At 71.2% G+C, this 13,595-nt stretch carries 14 protein-coding genes; 9 read left to right on the top strand and 5 right to left on the bottom strand.

Annotation, left to right across the window (positions count from 1 at the left end; genetic code table 11):
• Positions 1–18: 18 nt before the first annotated feature.
• The 4 genes from MRBLMI1_RS10680 to MRBLMI1_RS10665 are packed head-to-tail and all read left to right on the top strand — an operon-like array spanning position 19 to position 2,788.
• The gene (locus MRBLMI1_RS10680) at positions 19–810 is read left to right on the top strand and encodes a polyprenol monophosphomannose synthase (RefSeq protein WP_367732427.1); all 792 of its coding nucleotides are present in this window, start codon (positions 19–21) and stop codon (positions 808–810) included.
• Positions 811–860: 50 nt separating this feature from the next.
• Positions 861–1,142, top strand: coding sequence for a DUF1778 domain-containing protein (locus tag MRBLMI1_RS10675; RefSeq protein WP_367732423.1), 282 nt, complete (start codon positions 861–863; stop codon positions 1,140–1,142).
• Entirely contained in the window at positions 1,135–1,638 is a 504-nt protein-coding gene (locus MRBLMI1_RS10670; RefSeq protein ID WP_367732420.1) for a GNAT family N-acetyltransferase, read from the top strand. The genes MRBLMI1_RS10675 and MRBLMI1_RS10670 overlap by 8 nt, the downstream gene beginning before the upstream one ends.
• Positions 1,639–1,690: 52 nt before the next feature.
• Complete coding sequence (locus tag MRBLMI1_RS10665) at positions 1,691–2,788, top strand: alanine racemase (protein WP_367732417.1); 1,098 nt, start codon at positions 1,691–1,693, stop codon at positions 2,786–2,788.
• 53 nt (positions 2,789–2,841) lie between these two features.
• Here the strand turns inward: MRBLMI1_RS10665 and rlmN are convergent, their stop codons facing one another.
• Entirely contained in the window at positions 2,842–4,179 is a 1,338-nt protein-coding gene (rlmN, locus tag MRBLMI1_RS10660) for a 23S rRNA (adenine(2503)-C(2))-methyltransferase RlmN (protein ID WP_367732415.1), read from the bottom strand.
• Positions 4,180–4,304: 125 nt separating this feature from the next.
• Here rlmN and MRBLMI1_RS10655 point away from each other — a divergent pair, with 125 nt between their 5' ends.
• The 4 genes from MRBLMI1_RS10655 (at position 4,305) to MRBLMI1_RS10640 (ending at position 9,605) form a co-directional block, all read left to right on the top strand.
• Positions 4,305–5,213: a PRD domain-containing protein gene (locus MRBLMI1_RS10655; RefSeq protein ID WP_367732413.1), complete on the top strand. Its 909-nt coding sequence runs from the start codon at positions 4,305–4,307 to the stop codon at positions 5,211–5,213.
• A gap of 193 nt (positions 5,214–5,406) precedes the next feature.
• On the top strand, positions 5,407–7,266 hold the full coding sequence (locus tag MRBLMI1_RS10650) for a beta-glucoside-specific PTS transporter subunit IIABC (protein ID WP_367732411.1): 1,860 nt from the start codon (positions 5,407–5,409) through the stop codon (positions 7,264–7,266).
• Between the two features lie 18 nt (positions 7,267–7,284).
• On the top strand, positions 7,285–8,700 hold the full coding sequence (locus tag MRBLMI1_RS10645) for a glycoside hydrolase family 1 protein (RefSeq protein WP_367732407.1): 1,416 nt from the start codon (positions 7,285–7,287) through the stop codon (positions 8,698–8,700).
• A gap of 62 nt (positions 8,701–8,762) precedes the next feature.
• The gene (locus MRBLMI1_RS10640; protein WP_367732404.1) at positions 8,763–9,605 is read left to right on the top strand and encodes a Cof-type HAD-IIB family hydrolase; all 843 of its coding nucleotides are present in this window, start codon (positions 8,763–8,765) and stop codon (positions 9,603–9,605) included.
• Between the two features lie 244 nt (positions 9,606–9,849).
• On the opposite strand, the gene MRBLMI1_RS10635 is transcribed toward MRBLMI1_RS10640, so the two are convergent.
• From MRBLMI1_RS10635 to MRBLMI1_RS10625, 3 genes are read right to left on the bottom strand one after another with little or no spacing between them, the layout of a single operon-like run.
• Entirely contained in the window at positions 9,850–10,680 is an 831-nt protein-coding gene (locus tag MRBLMI1_RS10635; protein WP_367732402.1) for an SDR family oxidoreductase, read from the bottom strand.
• Positions 10,677–11,453, bottom strand: a complete 777-nt coding sequence (locus MRBLMI1_RS10630) for an enoyl-CoA hydratase/isomerase family protein (protein ID WP_367732400.1) — start codon at positions 11,451–11,453, stop codon at positions 10,677–10,679. The genes MRBLMI1_RS10635 and MRBLMI1_RS10630 overlap by 4 nt, the downstream gene beginning before the upstream one ends.
• A complete protein-coding gene (locus MRBLMI1_RS10625) occupies positions 11,450–12,211 on the bottom strand; it encodes an SDR family NAD(P)-dependent oxidoreductase (RefSeq protein WP_367732398.1) in 762 nt (253 codons plus the stop codon). Before MRBLMI1_RS10625 ends, MRBLMI1_RS10630 begins: the two co-directional genes overlap by 4 nt.
• A gap of 246 nt (positions 12,212–12,457) precedes the next feature.
• Here MRBLMI1_RS10625 and MRBLMI1_RS10620 point away from each other — a divergent pair, with 246 nt between their 5' ends.
• Positions 12,458–12,922: a GNAT family N-acetyltransferase gene (locus MRBLMI1_RS10620; protein ID WP_367732396.1), complete on the top strand. Its 465-nt coding sequence runs from the start codon at positions 12,458–12,460 to the stop codon at positions 12,920–12,922.
• Here MRBLMI1_RS10620 and MRBLMI1_RS10615 read toward each other — a convergent pair.
• On the bottom strand, positions 12,919–13,545 hold the full coding sequence (locus MRBLMI1_RS10615; protein ID WP_367732394.1) for a Pr6Pr family membrane protein: 627 nt from the start codon (positions 13,543–13,545) through the stop codon (positions 12,919–12,921). The genes MRBLMI1_RS10620 and MRBLMI1_RS10615 overlap by 4 nt on opposite strands.
• Positions 13,546–13,595: the final 50 nt, after the last annotated feature.

The raw sequence follows: 13,595 nt of genomic DNA, 5'->3' as shown, positions 1-13,595 counted from the left end.
CGACGCCTCAGGAGAGACATGACCCCGGTCCTCACCATCATCCCCACCTACAACGAGATCGAGAACCTCGGCCCGATCGTCGATCGCGTCCTCGCCGTCGGCGGCACGGACGTCCTCGTCGTCGACGACGCCTCGCCCGACGGGACCGGTGAGCTCGCCGACCGGCTGGCGCTCCGGCACGAGGCGGTCCACGTCCTGCACCGGTCGGGCAAGGACGGTCTCGGCCGCGCGTACCTCGACGGCTTCGCCTGGGGGCGCGCTCACGGCTACGCCTACCTGGTCGAGATGGATGCCGACGGCTCCCACCAGCCGGAGGCGCTCCCGGCCCTGCTGGCCGAGACGCCGACCGCCGACGTCGTGCTCGGTTCGCGCTGGATCCCCGGCGGACGGGTGCGGAACTGGCCGCTGCATCGACGGCTGCTCAGCCGCGGCGGCAACCTCTACGCGCGTCTCGCCCTCGGGATGGACGTCCGCGACGCGACGGGGGGCTACCGGGTCTTCCGCGCCGACGCCCTCGACGCGATCGGGGTCGACGACGTCGCCTCCCAGGGTTACTGCTTCCAGCTCGACCTGCTGTGGCGCGCGCTGCAGCGCGGCCTGCGCGTCTCGGAGGTGCCGATCACCTTCGTGGAGCGCGAGCGCGGGGTGAGCAAGATGAGCGGGGCGATCGTCCGCGAGTCGCTCGCGAACGTCACGCGGTGGGCGGTGCGCCGACGCCTGACCGGCCTCCGCACGATGCTCACGACCGGCCGGCGCCTGCCGTCCGTGCGCGCGCACACGCGGAGGGTCGCGCTGCCGTCGGCGTCCTGACCGCCGGACACACAGAGCGAACGTACGGAATATTTCCGTACACTGGAGCCATGGCCGCACCCCGGAAGAACGCGCGTATCGAACTGCGGGTGACCGCTGCGCAGAAGGAGTCGATCGAAGCCGCCGCCGCGATCTCCGGTCGCACCGTCACCGCGTTCTCGGCCGACGTTTTGACCGAGCGGGCGGAAGAGGTGATCCAGCAGGACCGGCAGCTCCGCGTCGAGGCCGAGGCCTTCGACGCGTTCCTCGCCGTGATGGATCGTCCCGCACGGTCGGTCGAGGGACTGCAGGACCTGTTCCGGCGCACATCCGTCTTCGTCGACCGTGGTTGAGTTCCTCACCCCCTGCCCGATCGCGGCGGGTGACCGGCTGTCGGAGTTCGACTCCGGTGAGGAAGCGCTGGACAGTTGGCTGCGTGGCCGGGCGCGCAGCAGCGAGAAGGCGGGCGCCTCTCGCACCAGCGTCTGCGTCACCCGTGAAGACCACCGAGTCGCGGGGTATTACTGCCTCTCGTCGAGCTCGCTGGAACGCGAGGACGGCCCGCCCCCTCTCACGGCCAAGCTGCCCTCACGCGTCCCGGTCGTCCTTCTCGGCCGTCTCGCCGTCGACCGTGCCTTCCACGGCATGGGCCTGGGTGCCTCCCTGCTCCAGCATGCGACGATGCGGGCTCTCGACGCGGCGGAGACCATCGGCATCCGAGCCGTCCTCGTCCACGCCCTGCGGGAGGACGTCATCCCGTTCTACGAGAGATTTGGGTTCACCCGCTTCCCCGGCCAGGCGAAGACCCTCTACCTGCTCACTCAGGACGCCCGAGCGAGCCTCGGCTAGCGCCCCCCACGTCTGCGGAGCAGGCCTCACCCCACCGAGCGGAGCCGACATCGTGCAGCACTCCCCCGTGTCCGACCTCGAGACGCCGAGCCTGCTCATCGACCGCGACATCCTCCAACGGAACCTCTCCGGGATGCAGACCGCGCTCGCGGAAAAGGCCATCGCCCTCCGCCCGCACGCGAAGACCCACAAGATCCCCGAGATCGCGCGGCTGCAGGTGGCGCTCGGGGCGGTGGGGATCACGGTCGCGACGCTCGGCGAGGCCGAGGTGTTCGCCGCCGCGGGCATCGACGACGTGTTCATCGCCTACCCCCTGTGGATGACGCCCCGGTCGGCAGACCGCGTGCGGGCGGTCCTGGCATCCACTCGTCTCTCCCTCGGCGTGGACTCCGCGGAGAGCGCGGAGAACACCGCGGCTCTCCTCGGGCCGGATGCCGCCCGCGTCGCAGTCCGCATCGAGGTCGACAGCGGGCATCACCGCTCGGGCGTCCGCCCCGAAGACGCGGCGACGGTCGCCCTCGCCGCCCGGTCGACGGGCCTCGCCGTGGAGGGCGTGTTCACGTTTCCCGGCCATTCCTACGCACCGGGCGCCGCGGCGACGGTCGCGCTCGACGAACGCGACGCCCTCACCGCGGCCGCGGCGGCGCTGGAGGCGGTGGGGATCCCGGTGGCCGTCCGCAGCGGCGGATCCACGCCGACCGCGCTGTTGACCGCCGCGGGCACGGTCACCGAGGCTCGACCCGGCGTGTACGCGTTCGGAGACGCCCAGCAGTGGGAGCTCGGCCGCTGCGCCCCGGAGGACATCGCGGTGAGCGTCCTGTCCACCGTCGTCAGCGCGCACGAACGCGACGGCGAGACGTTCCTCGTCGCCGACGCGGGCAGCAAGATCCTCGGGTCCGATCGCCCCGCCTGGACGACCGGCTACGGGCGCGTCCTCGACGCCCCCGACGCGCGTATCGTCGCCCTCTCCGAGCATCACGCCACCATCCGCTGGGCAGAGCGAGACCGGCCGCCTGCTCTCGGCTCGCGCCTGCGCATCGTGCCCAATCACGTCTGCCTGGCGATGAACCTCATCGACGACGCGGTCGTCACCGCCGGCGATCAGGTCGTCGACGTCTGGCGCGTCGCGGCGCGCGGCCGGAACGGCTGAGGGCCGTCGGCCCCCTCCGCGTCGATCAGGCGACGGGGCCCGCCCGGGCGGGATCAGGCGACGGGGGTCGCCGCCGCGGCGACCTCGTCCTCCTCGGTCGCGACGAGCTGACCGCACGCCCCGTCGATCTCCTTGCCGCGGGTGTCGCGCAGGGTCGTCGGGATGCCGGCGTCGTTGAGGCGGCGCACGAACTCGTTCTGCACGGGGACCTCGGATGCCGTCCAGATCGAGCCCGGAGTCGGGTTCAGCGGGATCGGGTTGACGTGCACCCAGCCGCGCCCACGGGCGTTGAGCTTCTCCGCCAGCAGGTCGGCGCGCCAGGCGTGGTCGTTCATGTCCTTGATGAGCGCGTACTCGATCGAGACGCGGCGCCCCGTCTTGTCGAAGTAGGCGCGGGCGGCATCCAGGGCCTCGTCGACCTTCCAGCGGGAGTTGACCGGGATCAGCTCGTCGCGCAGGTGGTCGTCGGGGGCGTGCAGCGACAGGGCGAAGGTGACCGGGATGTCCTCGGCGGCGAGCTTGGTGATCGCGGGCACCAGGCCGACGGTCGAGACGGTGATACCGCGGGCGCTCATGCCGAGGCCGTGGTCCTTGTCGACCATCACGCGCACGGCCTGCATGACCCGCGCGTAGTTCGCCAGCGGCTCGCCCATGCCCATGAAGACGATGTTCGAGACACGGTCGAGCGAGTGGTCGTCGCGCTTCTTGCCGCCGAGACCGCCGGCGGCGATGAGGGCGTTGGCGCGGACGATCTGCTCGATGATCTCGGCGGACGACATGTTGCGCGTCAGGCCCGCCTGCCCGGTCGCGCAGAACGGGCAGTTCATCCCGCAACCGGCCTGGCTCGACACGCACAGGGTGATGCGGCCCGGGTAGCGCATGAGCACCGACTCGACGAGCGCGCCGTCGTGCAGCTTCCAGAGGAACTTGATCGTGTCGCCGCGGTCGGTCTCGAGCCGGCGCACCTCGGTGAGCAGGGGCGGCAGCATCCCCGCGACGAGCTGTTCCCGAGTGGATGCCGGGAGGTCGGTCATCTCGGCCGGGTCGGACGTGTAGTGCGTGAAGTAGTGCTTCTCGAGCTGCTTCGCCCGGAAGCCGGGCAGGCCCAGCTCCTTGACCTTCTCGACGCGCTCGGCGGCGGTGAGGTCGGCGAGGTGCACGGGCGGCTTGCCGCGCTTGGGGCTGGCGAACTGCAGCAGCGGGCGGCCGGTCTCGTCCTTCTGCTGCTGCCATCCCTCGGTCTGAGGGCGGACCTGGCGTCCGGCCTTCGGTCGGGTCTCGCGGATGCCGGTGCTCTTCGGCGTCGTCTCGCGGATGCCGGTGTCGGCCGGCGCCCCCGCGGGGCGCACCTGCCGGGGCGTGGTGGTGCGCACGGGGGGCTGGTCAGTCATGGTTTCCAGGATACCGGGGGCCGCCTGCGTCCCGGCTGGGCACGGAGAACGGGGCGTCGAGGTCGTGTCGAGGGGACCCCGACGCGCCCTCCGGCACCGACCCGACCGCGAATATGATGCATCCCATGCCCGGTGCCGGTGACGTCTCCCTCCCGCCCGGCGGCGTCCAGAAGCTGCTGAACAACAACGTCGTCGTGGCCATCGACGCCGACGGCCGCGAGCGGGTGCTGATGGGGCGCGGGATCGGCTTCCAGCTGAAGCACGACGGCCGTGTCGACCCGGCGAAGGTCGAGAAGACGTTCGTCCTCGACCAGTCCACCGACACCGCGCACGCGCAGAAGCTGCTCACCGACGCGCCCTACGCGCTCGTGCAGGCGGTGCTGCGCGCGGTCGACGAGGCCGAGCGGGAGCTCGGGCGGGACCTCGGCCGTCGTCTGCCGCTGGCCGTGATCGACCACGTCAACTACGTCGTCGAACGTCTGGACCAAGGCATCCGGATCCCTGGTACGTCGATGCCGGAGCTGCGCATCCTCCACCCCGACGAGTCGCGCGTCGCCGAGCACATGGCCGCGTCGATCGCCCGCTCGCTGGACCGGGAGCTCCCGCCCGAAGAAGGCGTGTTCCTCACGATGCACCTGCTGAACGCCACCCGCGACGAGCCCAACGGCACGGCGGCGCTGCTGTTCCGGCGCGTGCAGCACGTCGTGCGGACGGTCGAGACGGGCCTCGCCGTGACCCTCGACACCGCGAGTCCGGACTACGCCCGCTTCATCCTGCACGTCCGGTTCCTCCTGCAGCGCCTGGTCGACCGCACGATGCTGACGAGCGGTGACTCGTCGTTCTTCGAGTTCGCCAAGCACCGGTACCCGCGCTCCTTCGGCATCGCCGAGGCCGTCAAGGCGTACGTCCTGGCCGCGACCGGCTCCGCGCTCACCGACGAGGAGGTGCTGTACCTGATCGTCCACGTCGAGCGACTGGCGACGAGCATGGGGCGGGCCGACGCCACTGGCGACCCCGACGCGCCGGTGCTATAGTCGCCGACGCAGGCGTCACAGCCTGCCGACGATTTCCGGATTGTTACCGCGCGAGCGGGCAAGACCTGAATCCACATCGCTGACGAGCGATGAACGGATTCGGGTCTTTTTTATTGCCCGGAACACCCCGGAACCGTCGCCACAGAACATTCGAAAGGGCCGCACCGAAGCGGCGAAAGGCAGGCGGATTCCGATGACGGATCACGCGAAGACAGCAGCGGCGGTACTCACCGGCGTCGGCGGAGAGAGCAACATCACCTCGATGGTGCACTGCGCGACCAGACTCCGGTTCGTCCTGAAAGACGAGGGCAAGGCGGATGCCGCCGCCCTCCGCGCCACCCCCGGCGTCATCACCACCGCGCAGGCGGGCGGTCAGTACCAGGTCGTGATCGGCAACGACGTCCCGGATGTCTATGCGGCGATCCAGGCGCAGACGTCCCTGGGCGGCGGCGGCGCGGACGGCGGCGACAGCGGCCCCAAGGGCAACCTCTTCAACCGCTTCATCAAGATGATCTCGTCGATCTTCACGCCCATCCTCTGGGCGCTGGCGGGCACCGGTCTGCTGAAGGCGTTCGTCGCCGCGGCCGTCACCTTCGGCTGGCTGGATGCCACGACCACCACCTACACGATCCTCAACGCGCTCTCCGACGCGCTGATCAACTTCCTCCCGATGGCGCTCGCCATCACCGCGGCGCGCTACTTCAAGGCATCCGAGTTCACCTCCTTCGCCATCGCCGGCGCCCTCGTGTACCCCTCGATCGTCGCGTTGAACGGCCAGCCCGACATCACCTTCTTCGGCATCCCGGTGACGATGGTCAGCTACGTCTCGAGCGTCATCCCGATCATCGTGATCGTCTGGCTGCAGAGCTACGCCGAGCGCTTCCTGCTGAAGGTGCTCCCCGGGGCGGTCAAGCGGTTCCTCACCCCGATGATCGTGGTGGCCATCGCCGTTCCGCTCGTGTTCCTCGCGATCGGCCCCCTGTCGAGCCTCATCGGCGGCGGTCTCGCCGCGGGCATCGGCTGGGTGTTCCAGACCGTGCCGTGGCTGGGCGGGGCCATCATGGGTGGCCTGTGGCAGGTCTTCGTCATCTTCGGCCTGCACTGGGGCCTGGTGCCGCTGTTCCAGCTCGAGCTGCAGACCACCGGTCAGATGCTCCTCATCGGCCCGGTCTTCGCTGCGGTGCTCGCCCAGGCCGCCGCCGTCGCCGGTGTGCTCGTGCGCACCCGTAACAAGAACCTCCGCTCGCTCGCCGCCCCGGCCACCCTGTCGGGACTGCTCGCCGGCATCACCGAGCCCGCGATCTACGGCATCAACCTCCCCCTCAAGCGCCCCTTCGCCTTCGGCATCGCCGGCGGTGCGCTCGGCGGCGCCCTCATCGCCATGGGCGGGGTGTTCTCGGTGGCGTTCGTCGTCCCCTCGGGCCTGGCCCTTCCCGCGCTGCTCGGCAACGGCAACATGGTGATGCTCGCGATCGGTCTCGCCGTCGCGCTGCTCGTGCCGTTCCTGCTCACCGTGCTCGTCGGCTTCAAGGACCCCGTCGACACGGCCGCCCCCGCGGCGCCCGTCGCGGCGACCGACACCGTCGTCCTGAACCCCGTCGACGGCACCGTCGTGCCGTTGAGCGAGGTTCCGGATGCCGCCTTCGCCGACGGATCGCTCGGGCAGGGCGTCGCGATCCGCCCGACCTCCGGCGCCGTGTACGCCCCCTTCGACGCGACCGTCGTCGCGGCGTTCCCCACCGGACACGCGATCGGCCTGCGCGGCGTCGACGGCGTGGAGCTGCTCATCCACGTCGGTCTCGACACTGTCCGCCTGGGCGGTCAGCACTTCACCCTGAAGGTGCGGTCCGGCGCCGAGGTCAAGGCCGGCGACCTCCTCCTCGAGTTCGACGGGGATGCCATCGAGAAGGCCGGCTACGACCTCGTCACCCCGGTCATCGTCACGAACGGCGACCTCTACCCGGGCATCGCCGAGGCGGCATCCGGTCCCCTCTCGCACGGCGAGGCGCTGTTCCGCGCCGTGTCCGTCGACTCCCTGTCCACCGCCCGCTGACCCCTGGAGGCACGCACCATGACCACCACCCCCTTCCCCGACGGCTTCCTCTGGGGCGGCGCGACCGCGGCGAACCAGATCGAGGGCGCCTACGACGAGGACGGCAAGGGCTACTCGGTGCAGGACGTGATGCCCCGCGGCATCTCCGGTCCGCGCAGCGAGCGCCCCACGCCCGACAACCTGAAGCTCGTCGGCATCGACCATTACCACCGCTACGCCGAGGACATCGCCCTCTTCGCGGAGATGGGCTTCTCGGTCTACCGGTTCTCGATCGCGTGGAGCCGCATCTTCCCGAACGGCGACGAGACGGAGCCGAACGAGGCCGGCCTGGCGTTCTACGACCGCGTCCTCGACGAGCTCGAGAAGCACGGCATCGAGCCGCTCGTCACCATCTCGCACTACGAGACCCCGCTCCACCTCGCCGAGCAGTACGGCGGGTGGACGAACCGCGCGCTCATCGGGTTCTACGAGCGCTACGCCCGCACCCTGTTCGAGCGCTTCGGATCGCGCGTGAAGTACTGGTTGACCTTCAACGAGATCAACTCGCTGCTGCACGCGCCGTTCATGAGCGGCGGCATCCCGATCCCCGAGGGCGGCGTGCCCGAGCAGCAGCTCTACCAGGCGATGCACCACGAGCTCGTGGCCTCCGCCCGCGCCACCCGGATCGCCCGGGAGGTCGCCCCCGAGGCGAAGGTCGGCTGCATGGTGCTGTCCATGCCGATCTACCCGCTCAGCCCGTCGCCCGATGACGCGGTCGCGGTCATGACCGCCGACCACGGCAACCTGGTCTACGGCGACGTGCACACGCGCGGCGCCTACCCCGGATACTTCCTGCGCACGCTGCGCGAGAAGGGCATCGAGCTCGACATCACCGACGAGGACCGCGACGACCTGACGAACACCGTCGACTTCGTCTCGTTCAGCTATTACATGAGCATCGCCGAGACCGCCGACCCCGAGAAGCGGGGCAGCGGCGAGGGCAACATCATGGGCGGCGTCCCGAACCCCACCCTCGAGGCGAGCGAGTGGGGATGGCAGATCGACCCGGTGGGCCTGCGCCTCGTGCTGAACCAGTTCTGGGACCGGTGGCAGAAGCCGCTGTTCATCGTCGAGAACGGTCTGGGCGCCCGCGACCAGCTCGTCGAGGTCGACGGTGAGAAGACGGTCGTCGACGACTACCGCATCCAGTACCTCAACGACCACCTCGTGCAGGTGGGCGAGGCCCTGGAGGACGGCGTCGACGTGCTCGGCTACACCTCGTGGGGCTGCATCGACATCGTCAGCGCGAGCACCGCGCAGTTGAGCAAGCGATACGGTTTCATCTACGTCGACCGTGACGACGACGGCACCGGTTCGCTCGATCGCTACCGGAAGAAGTCGTTCCACTGGTACGCCGACGTCATCCGGACCAACGGCGCGTCCCTGACCCGCTGATCCCCCACTGATCGGATCGGCCCCGGAGCCTCGCGCCCCGGGGCCGTTCCGCGGAGAAACGCATGACCCGCATCGCCTTCCTCGACGTCGACGGCACGATCCTCGAGCACGGCTCCGTGATCGCCCCGTCCACCGTCACTGCCATCCGTCAGGCCCGGGAGAACGGCCACCTCGTCTGGCTGTGCACGGGCCGCTCCGCAGGCGACATCCACCCGGACGTCCTCGCCATCGGGTTCGACGGGGCCATCACCAACGGCGGCGCCTACGCGACGCGCGAGGACGACACCCTCGCCGCGCACCCGATGCCCCGCGCCGACGTCGAGCTCCTCGAGCGGTACTTCGACGCTCATGGCATCCACTACTTCCTTCAAACGCACGGGGGCGTGTTCGCGAGCCCCGGCATGGGACCGGTGATGAGCGAGTACCGGCGCGCGCGGCACGCCGAGCGCGCCGCCGAGCTCGAGGCGCAGGGACTACCGGCGGAGCAGCCGCTGTGGCGCGAGCCGCGTCCCGTCGCGGAGGTCGACCGCGACGCCGTCGCGAAGGCCGTGTTCGTCAGCCCGTCCATCGACACCGTGGCGCACGCCGCCGCCGAGCTCGGGTCGGGGTTCCACGTGATCCCCGGCTCCATCCCGCTGCCCGGCGGCTCGAACGGCGAGATCGGTCAGGCCGGCGTCACGAAGGGCTCCGCCATCCTCGAGGTCCTGGAGGTGCTGGGGATCGACCGGATGGATGCCATCGGCATCGGCGACAGCTGGAACGACGTCGAGATGTTCGAGGTCGTCGGAACCCCCGTCGCGATGGGCAACGCGGTGCTCGCGCTGCAGCAGCTCGCCGGCCGCGTCACGACCGCCGTCCTGGACGACGGCGTGCACAACGCGTTCCGCGAGCTCGGCCTGATCTGACGCCCCGGCGGCGAGGCGCGCCGGAAAGCGCCGGGGCGCCTGCCCCGATGCGGCCGGCGAGGCGCACCGGAATGCGTCGGGGCGTCTGCCCCGGCGCGGCCGGCGAGTCTGCAGGACGCGCGTCCGTCGCACGGCCCCATCCGCCCCAGGGCGTGACGCCAGCCCCACGGCTCCTGCAATCGAGCGGCCGCGCGGCCGGCATCTAAGCGGCCGAACGGCTCGCGACCCCACCGCGGACGCGGGCTCAGTCGAGGAAGATGTCGGGGTACAGCGCGGCGTCGGGAGTGCCGGGCACCGCGGCGTAACCGGAGAAGTCCGTCACCCCGGCCTGCCCGAGCACGTCCTCCACGATCAGCGTCTGCCCGCTCAGCTCGCGGGCCGGCGCCGTCAGCACCTCGTACGCGGCGTCGGCGTAGATCTCCGGCGTCCGCGACACCGCCATGAGCCGGTCGCCGCCGATGACGTTCTGCACCGCGGCGGTCGCGATCGTCGTCCGCGGCCAGAGGGTGTTCGCCGCGATCCCGTCGCTCGCGAACTCCGACGCCAGACCGAGCGTCGCCATGGTCATGCCGAACTTGGCGAGGCTGTACCCGGTGTGCGCGCCCAGCCACTTGGGGGTGATGTTCAGCGGCGGTGACAGCGAGAGGATGTGCGGGTTCGCGGCCTCGCGCAGCTGCGGGACGGCCGCCCGCGAGAGCAGGAACGTCCCGCGGACGTTCACGTCCTGCATGAGGTCGTACTTCTTCGCGGCGAGCTCGAGCGACCCGGACAGGTCGATGACGCTGGCGTTGTTCACGACGATGTCGATGCCGCCGAACTCCCCCACCGTCCGCAGCACGGCCTCCGTGATCGACGCCTCGTCGCGCACGTCGCCGACGATCGGCAGCGCCTGACCGCCGGCCGCCCGGATCTGCTCGGCCGCGGTGTGCACCGTCCCCTCGAGCTTCGGGTGCGGGGTGTCGGTCTTGGCGAGCATCGCGATGTTCGCGCCGTCGCGAGCCGCGCGCAGCGCGATCGCCAGGCCGATGCCGCGGCTTCCGCCCGACATGAGGATGGTCTTGCCGGAGAGCGTCACGAGCGTCCTTTCGCAGAGGCGGCGGCGAACGCGGCGACGCGCGCCTTCGCCTCGGGGGTGTCGAAGGCGGCGCCGATCGTGGCCGCCTCGTCGTCGAGGTTGTCGGCGAACGTGCGCCCGGCGCCGAGGCGCACGAGCCTCGTCGCCTGCCCGAACGCGGCGGTCGCGCCGTCGAGCCAGAAGCGGGCGATCTCGTCGACGCGGGTCTCGAGGTCTCCGGATGCCACGACCTCCGCGACCAGACCCCACTCGAGCGCCTCCGCGGCGTCGATCATCCGGTCCTGCAGCAGCAGCTGGAGCGCGCGGCGTTGGCCGATCGCCGCGGGCAGCAACGTCGACACCCCGAGGTCCGGGGTGAGGCCGATGTTCGCGTAGCGGCTGACGAACCGGGCCTTCTCGCTCGCGACCACGTAGTCGGCGGTGAGCATGAGACCGAGGCCCCCACCCGCGACGGCACCCTGGACGGCCGCGACCATCGGCAGCGGGGCCTCGACGAAGGTCCGGATGCCGTCGTGGATCGCCTCCGCCGTCTCCGTCACCTCGCGCCCCGACGAGCCGGTCGTGGCCATCGCGACCACATCGCCGCCGGCGCAGAAGGCGGGGCCGTTGGCATCCATGATCACCGCGCCCACCGAGGAGTCGGAGGTGACCTCGTGCGCGATCTCGCGCCAGCGGCGCGCCATCGGGAAGTCCATCGCGTTCAGCGACGCGGGACGGTCGAACGTGACGCGGGCGAGCCCGTCGGCGACGGAGAGCAGGATGCCGTCGCTCATCGCGGAGCCATCCGGATCGCGCCGTCGAGGCGGATGGTCTCGCCGTTGAGGTAGCCGTTGTCGACGAGGGAGAGCACGAGCCGAGCGTATTCGTCGGGCGCGCCGAGCCGCGAGGGGTAGGGCACCTGCTGACCCAGCGAGTCCTGGGCCGCCTGCGGCAGGCCTTTGAGCATCGGCGTCTCCATGATCCCGGGCGCGATCGTGACGACGCGGATGCCGTGACGCGCGAGCTCGCGCGCGATCGGCAGCGTCATCGCGTGGACGCCGCCCTTGCTGGCGGCGTAGGCGGGCTGGCCGATCTGGCCGTCGAAGGCGGCGACGCTCGCGGTGTTCACGACGACGCCGCGGTCGCCGCCGACGGTCGGCTCGGTGCGGGCCATGACCGCGGCGGTCTGCGCGACGACGTTGTAGGTGCCGACGAGGTTCACCCGGACCACCCGCTCGAAGTCGGCGAGCGAAGTGGGGGTGCCGTCGCGGTCGAGCACCTTGGCCGGCGGGGCGATGCCGGCGCAGTTGACGACGACGCGCAGCGGGCCGGCCTCCGCGGCGCGGGCGGCTGCGGCCGCGATCTGGTCCGCATCGGTGACGTCCGCCGGGGCGAAGGACCCGCCGAGCTCGGCCGCCACGTCCGCCCCCGCGGAGGACGGCAGGTCGACGACGACGACGTGCGCTCCGGCCTCGGCGAGGCGGCGCGCCGTGGCGAGCCCCAGCCCCGAGGCGCCCCCGGTGACGAGGGCGGATGCTCCCGCGATGTCCATGCGTTCTCCTTCGAACAGAAACCCGGTGCCACCCTACCCGGCACCCAGTCCCGTCGCGATGCGTCGCGTCGCCGACCTCTCGGGGTCGCACCCGCGGCACCGGCGGCTCTCTGCTTCATCAGTAAACGCTCCGGCGCGGTGGAAACGCCGTGCCACGGCGTTTCCACCAGCCCGGGGCGTTTACTGGCGCGGGAGACCCGCGGCTACGCTCGACGGGTGGGCCACGCGGGGTTTCGGATCGAGCGGGTGGATGTCGACGATCCCCGTGCGGTGGAGCTTCGCGGCATCCTGGACTCCGATCTCGACCGGCGTTACCGCGACGCCGACCGGGACGACCCGCCCGGCTTCGCCGAGAAGCGCGCCGACGCCCTCCGCGTGCACCCCGAGCAGATCGTCGCGACGCTCCTCGCGGTCGAGCCGGACGGCACCCCGCTGGGACACGTCATGCTCCGCCGGCTCGACGCTGACTGGGAGCTCAAACGCCTCGTCGTGGTCGAGGCCGCCCGCCGCCGCGGCGTGGGCCGGGCACTGACCGACGCCGTGGTCGGCATCGCGCGCGACGCGGGCGCTGAGCGGGTGATCCTGCAGAGCGGACGGATGCAGCCCGAGTCGCTCGTCCTGTACGCCGCCGCGGGGTTCACGCCCATCCCCGTCTACGAGCCGTACGTCGAGACGATGCCGCGCTCGCTCTGCTTCGAGCGCGTCCTCTAGACGGCTCCGCGCGCGGGCGCGTCCCGCCTGCCTCCGCGCCGCGGCAGGCGCGTCATCGCCCATGTCAGGGCGCCGGCCACGACCAGCGAAGCGAGCAGACCGCCGACGTGGGCGAGGAGGGATGCCACCCCCCGCTCCGGCAGCAGGAAGCCGTACGGCACCCACCCGTCGGTGGCGCCCCGCACGAGCACGACCGCCATCCACAGCAGCGGATACGGCAGCACCATCCACAGCCAACGCCACGGCAGCGGCCTCCGATCCGGAGCGGACAGCAGGTCGAGCAGGAAGAGCACGGGGAAGACCCCGTGGAGCAGCACGCTCACCCACACGGGGGCCGTCCCCGTCCCCGGGACGAGAACGTTGTACACGACGGCGACGATGAGCAGGCATGCTGCCGAAACGGCCTGCGCCGCGGTGAGCCACCGCATCCCGGGCCGACCGCGGACCGCCCGGATGCCGGAGACGATCATGACCGCCGCCGCCCACAGGCTCGTCTGGTTCGTGAAGTAGCCGAAGTAGTCGAAGGGGTTCGCATCCCCCACGGTGATCCGGCCGGCGTACGTGACGAGCAGGACGACGATCACCGCGACCCCGGTCACGATGCGCGCGATTCCTCTCCCCACCGCATCAGGGTACGGGAGGGGGGGGGATCCGGCATCCCGTCGCCGGACGG

It is taken from the genome of Microbacterium sp. LMI1-1-1.1, from assembly GCF_040815675.1.
In the GTDB taxonomy this organism is placed as follows: domain Bacteria; phylum Actinomycetota; class Actinomycetes; order Actinomycetales; family Microbacteriaceae; genus Microbacterium.
The sequence above is the reverse complement of the archived record's forward strand: the minus strand, read 5'-3'. Positions and strand labels throughout refer to the sequence as shown.

What these genes read in the sequence shown, in the direction of transcription:
- MRBLMI1_RS10680 (WP_367732427.1), top strand. Translation starts at nt 19, where the DNA reads ATGACCCCGGTCCTCACCATCATCCCCACCTACAACGAGATCGAGAAC.
- MRBLMI1_RS10675 (WP_367732423.1), top strand. Translation starts at nt 861, where the DNA reads ATGGCCGCACCCCGGAAGAACGCGCGTATCGAACTGCGGGTGACCGCT.
- rlmN (WP_367732415.1), bottom strand. Translation starts at nt 4,179, where the DNA reads ATGACTGACCAGCCCCCCGTGCGCACCACCACGCCCCGGCAGGTGCGC.
- MRBLMI1_RS10655 (WP_367732413.1), top strand. Translation starts at nt 4,305, where the DNA reads ATGCCCGGTGCCGGTGACGTCTCCCTCCCGCCCGGCGGCGTCCAGAAG.
- MRBLMI1_RS10650 (WP_367732411.1), top strand. Translation starts at nt 5,407, where the DNA reads ATGACGGATCACGCGAAGACAGCAGCGGCGGTACTCACCGGCGTCGGC.
- MRBLMI1_RS10645 (WP_367732407.1), top strand. Translation starts at nt 7,285, where the DNA reads ATGACCACCACCCCCTTCCCCGACGGCTTCCTCTGGGGCGGCGCGACC.
- MRBLMI1_RS10640 (WP_367732404.1), top strand. Translation starts at nt 8,763, where the DNA reads ATGACCCGCATCGCCTTCCTCGACGTCGACGGCACGATCCTCGAGCAC.
- MRBLMI1_RS10630 (WP_367732400.1), bottom strand. Translation starts at nt 11,453, where the DNA reads ATGAGCGACGGCATCCTGCTCTCCGTCGCCGACGGGCTCGCCCGCGTC.
- MRBLMI1_RS10625 (WP_367732398.1), bottom strand. Translation starts at nt 12,211, where the DNA reads ATGGACATCGCGGGAGCATCCGCCCTCGTCACCGGGGGCGCCTCGGGG.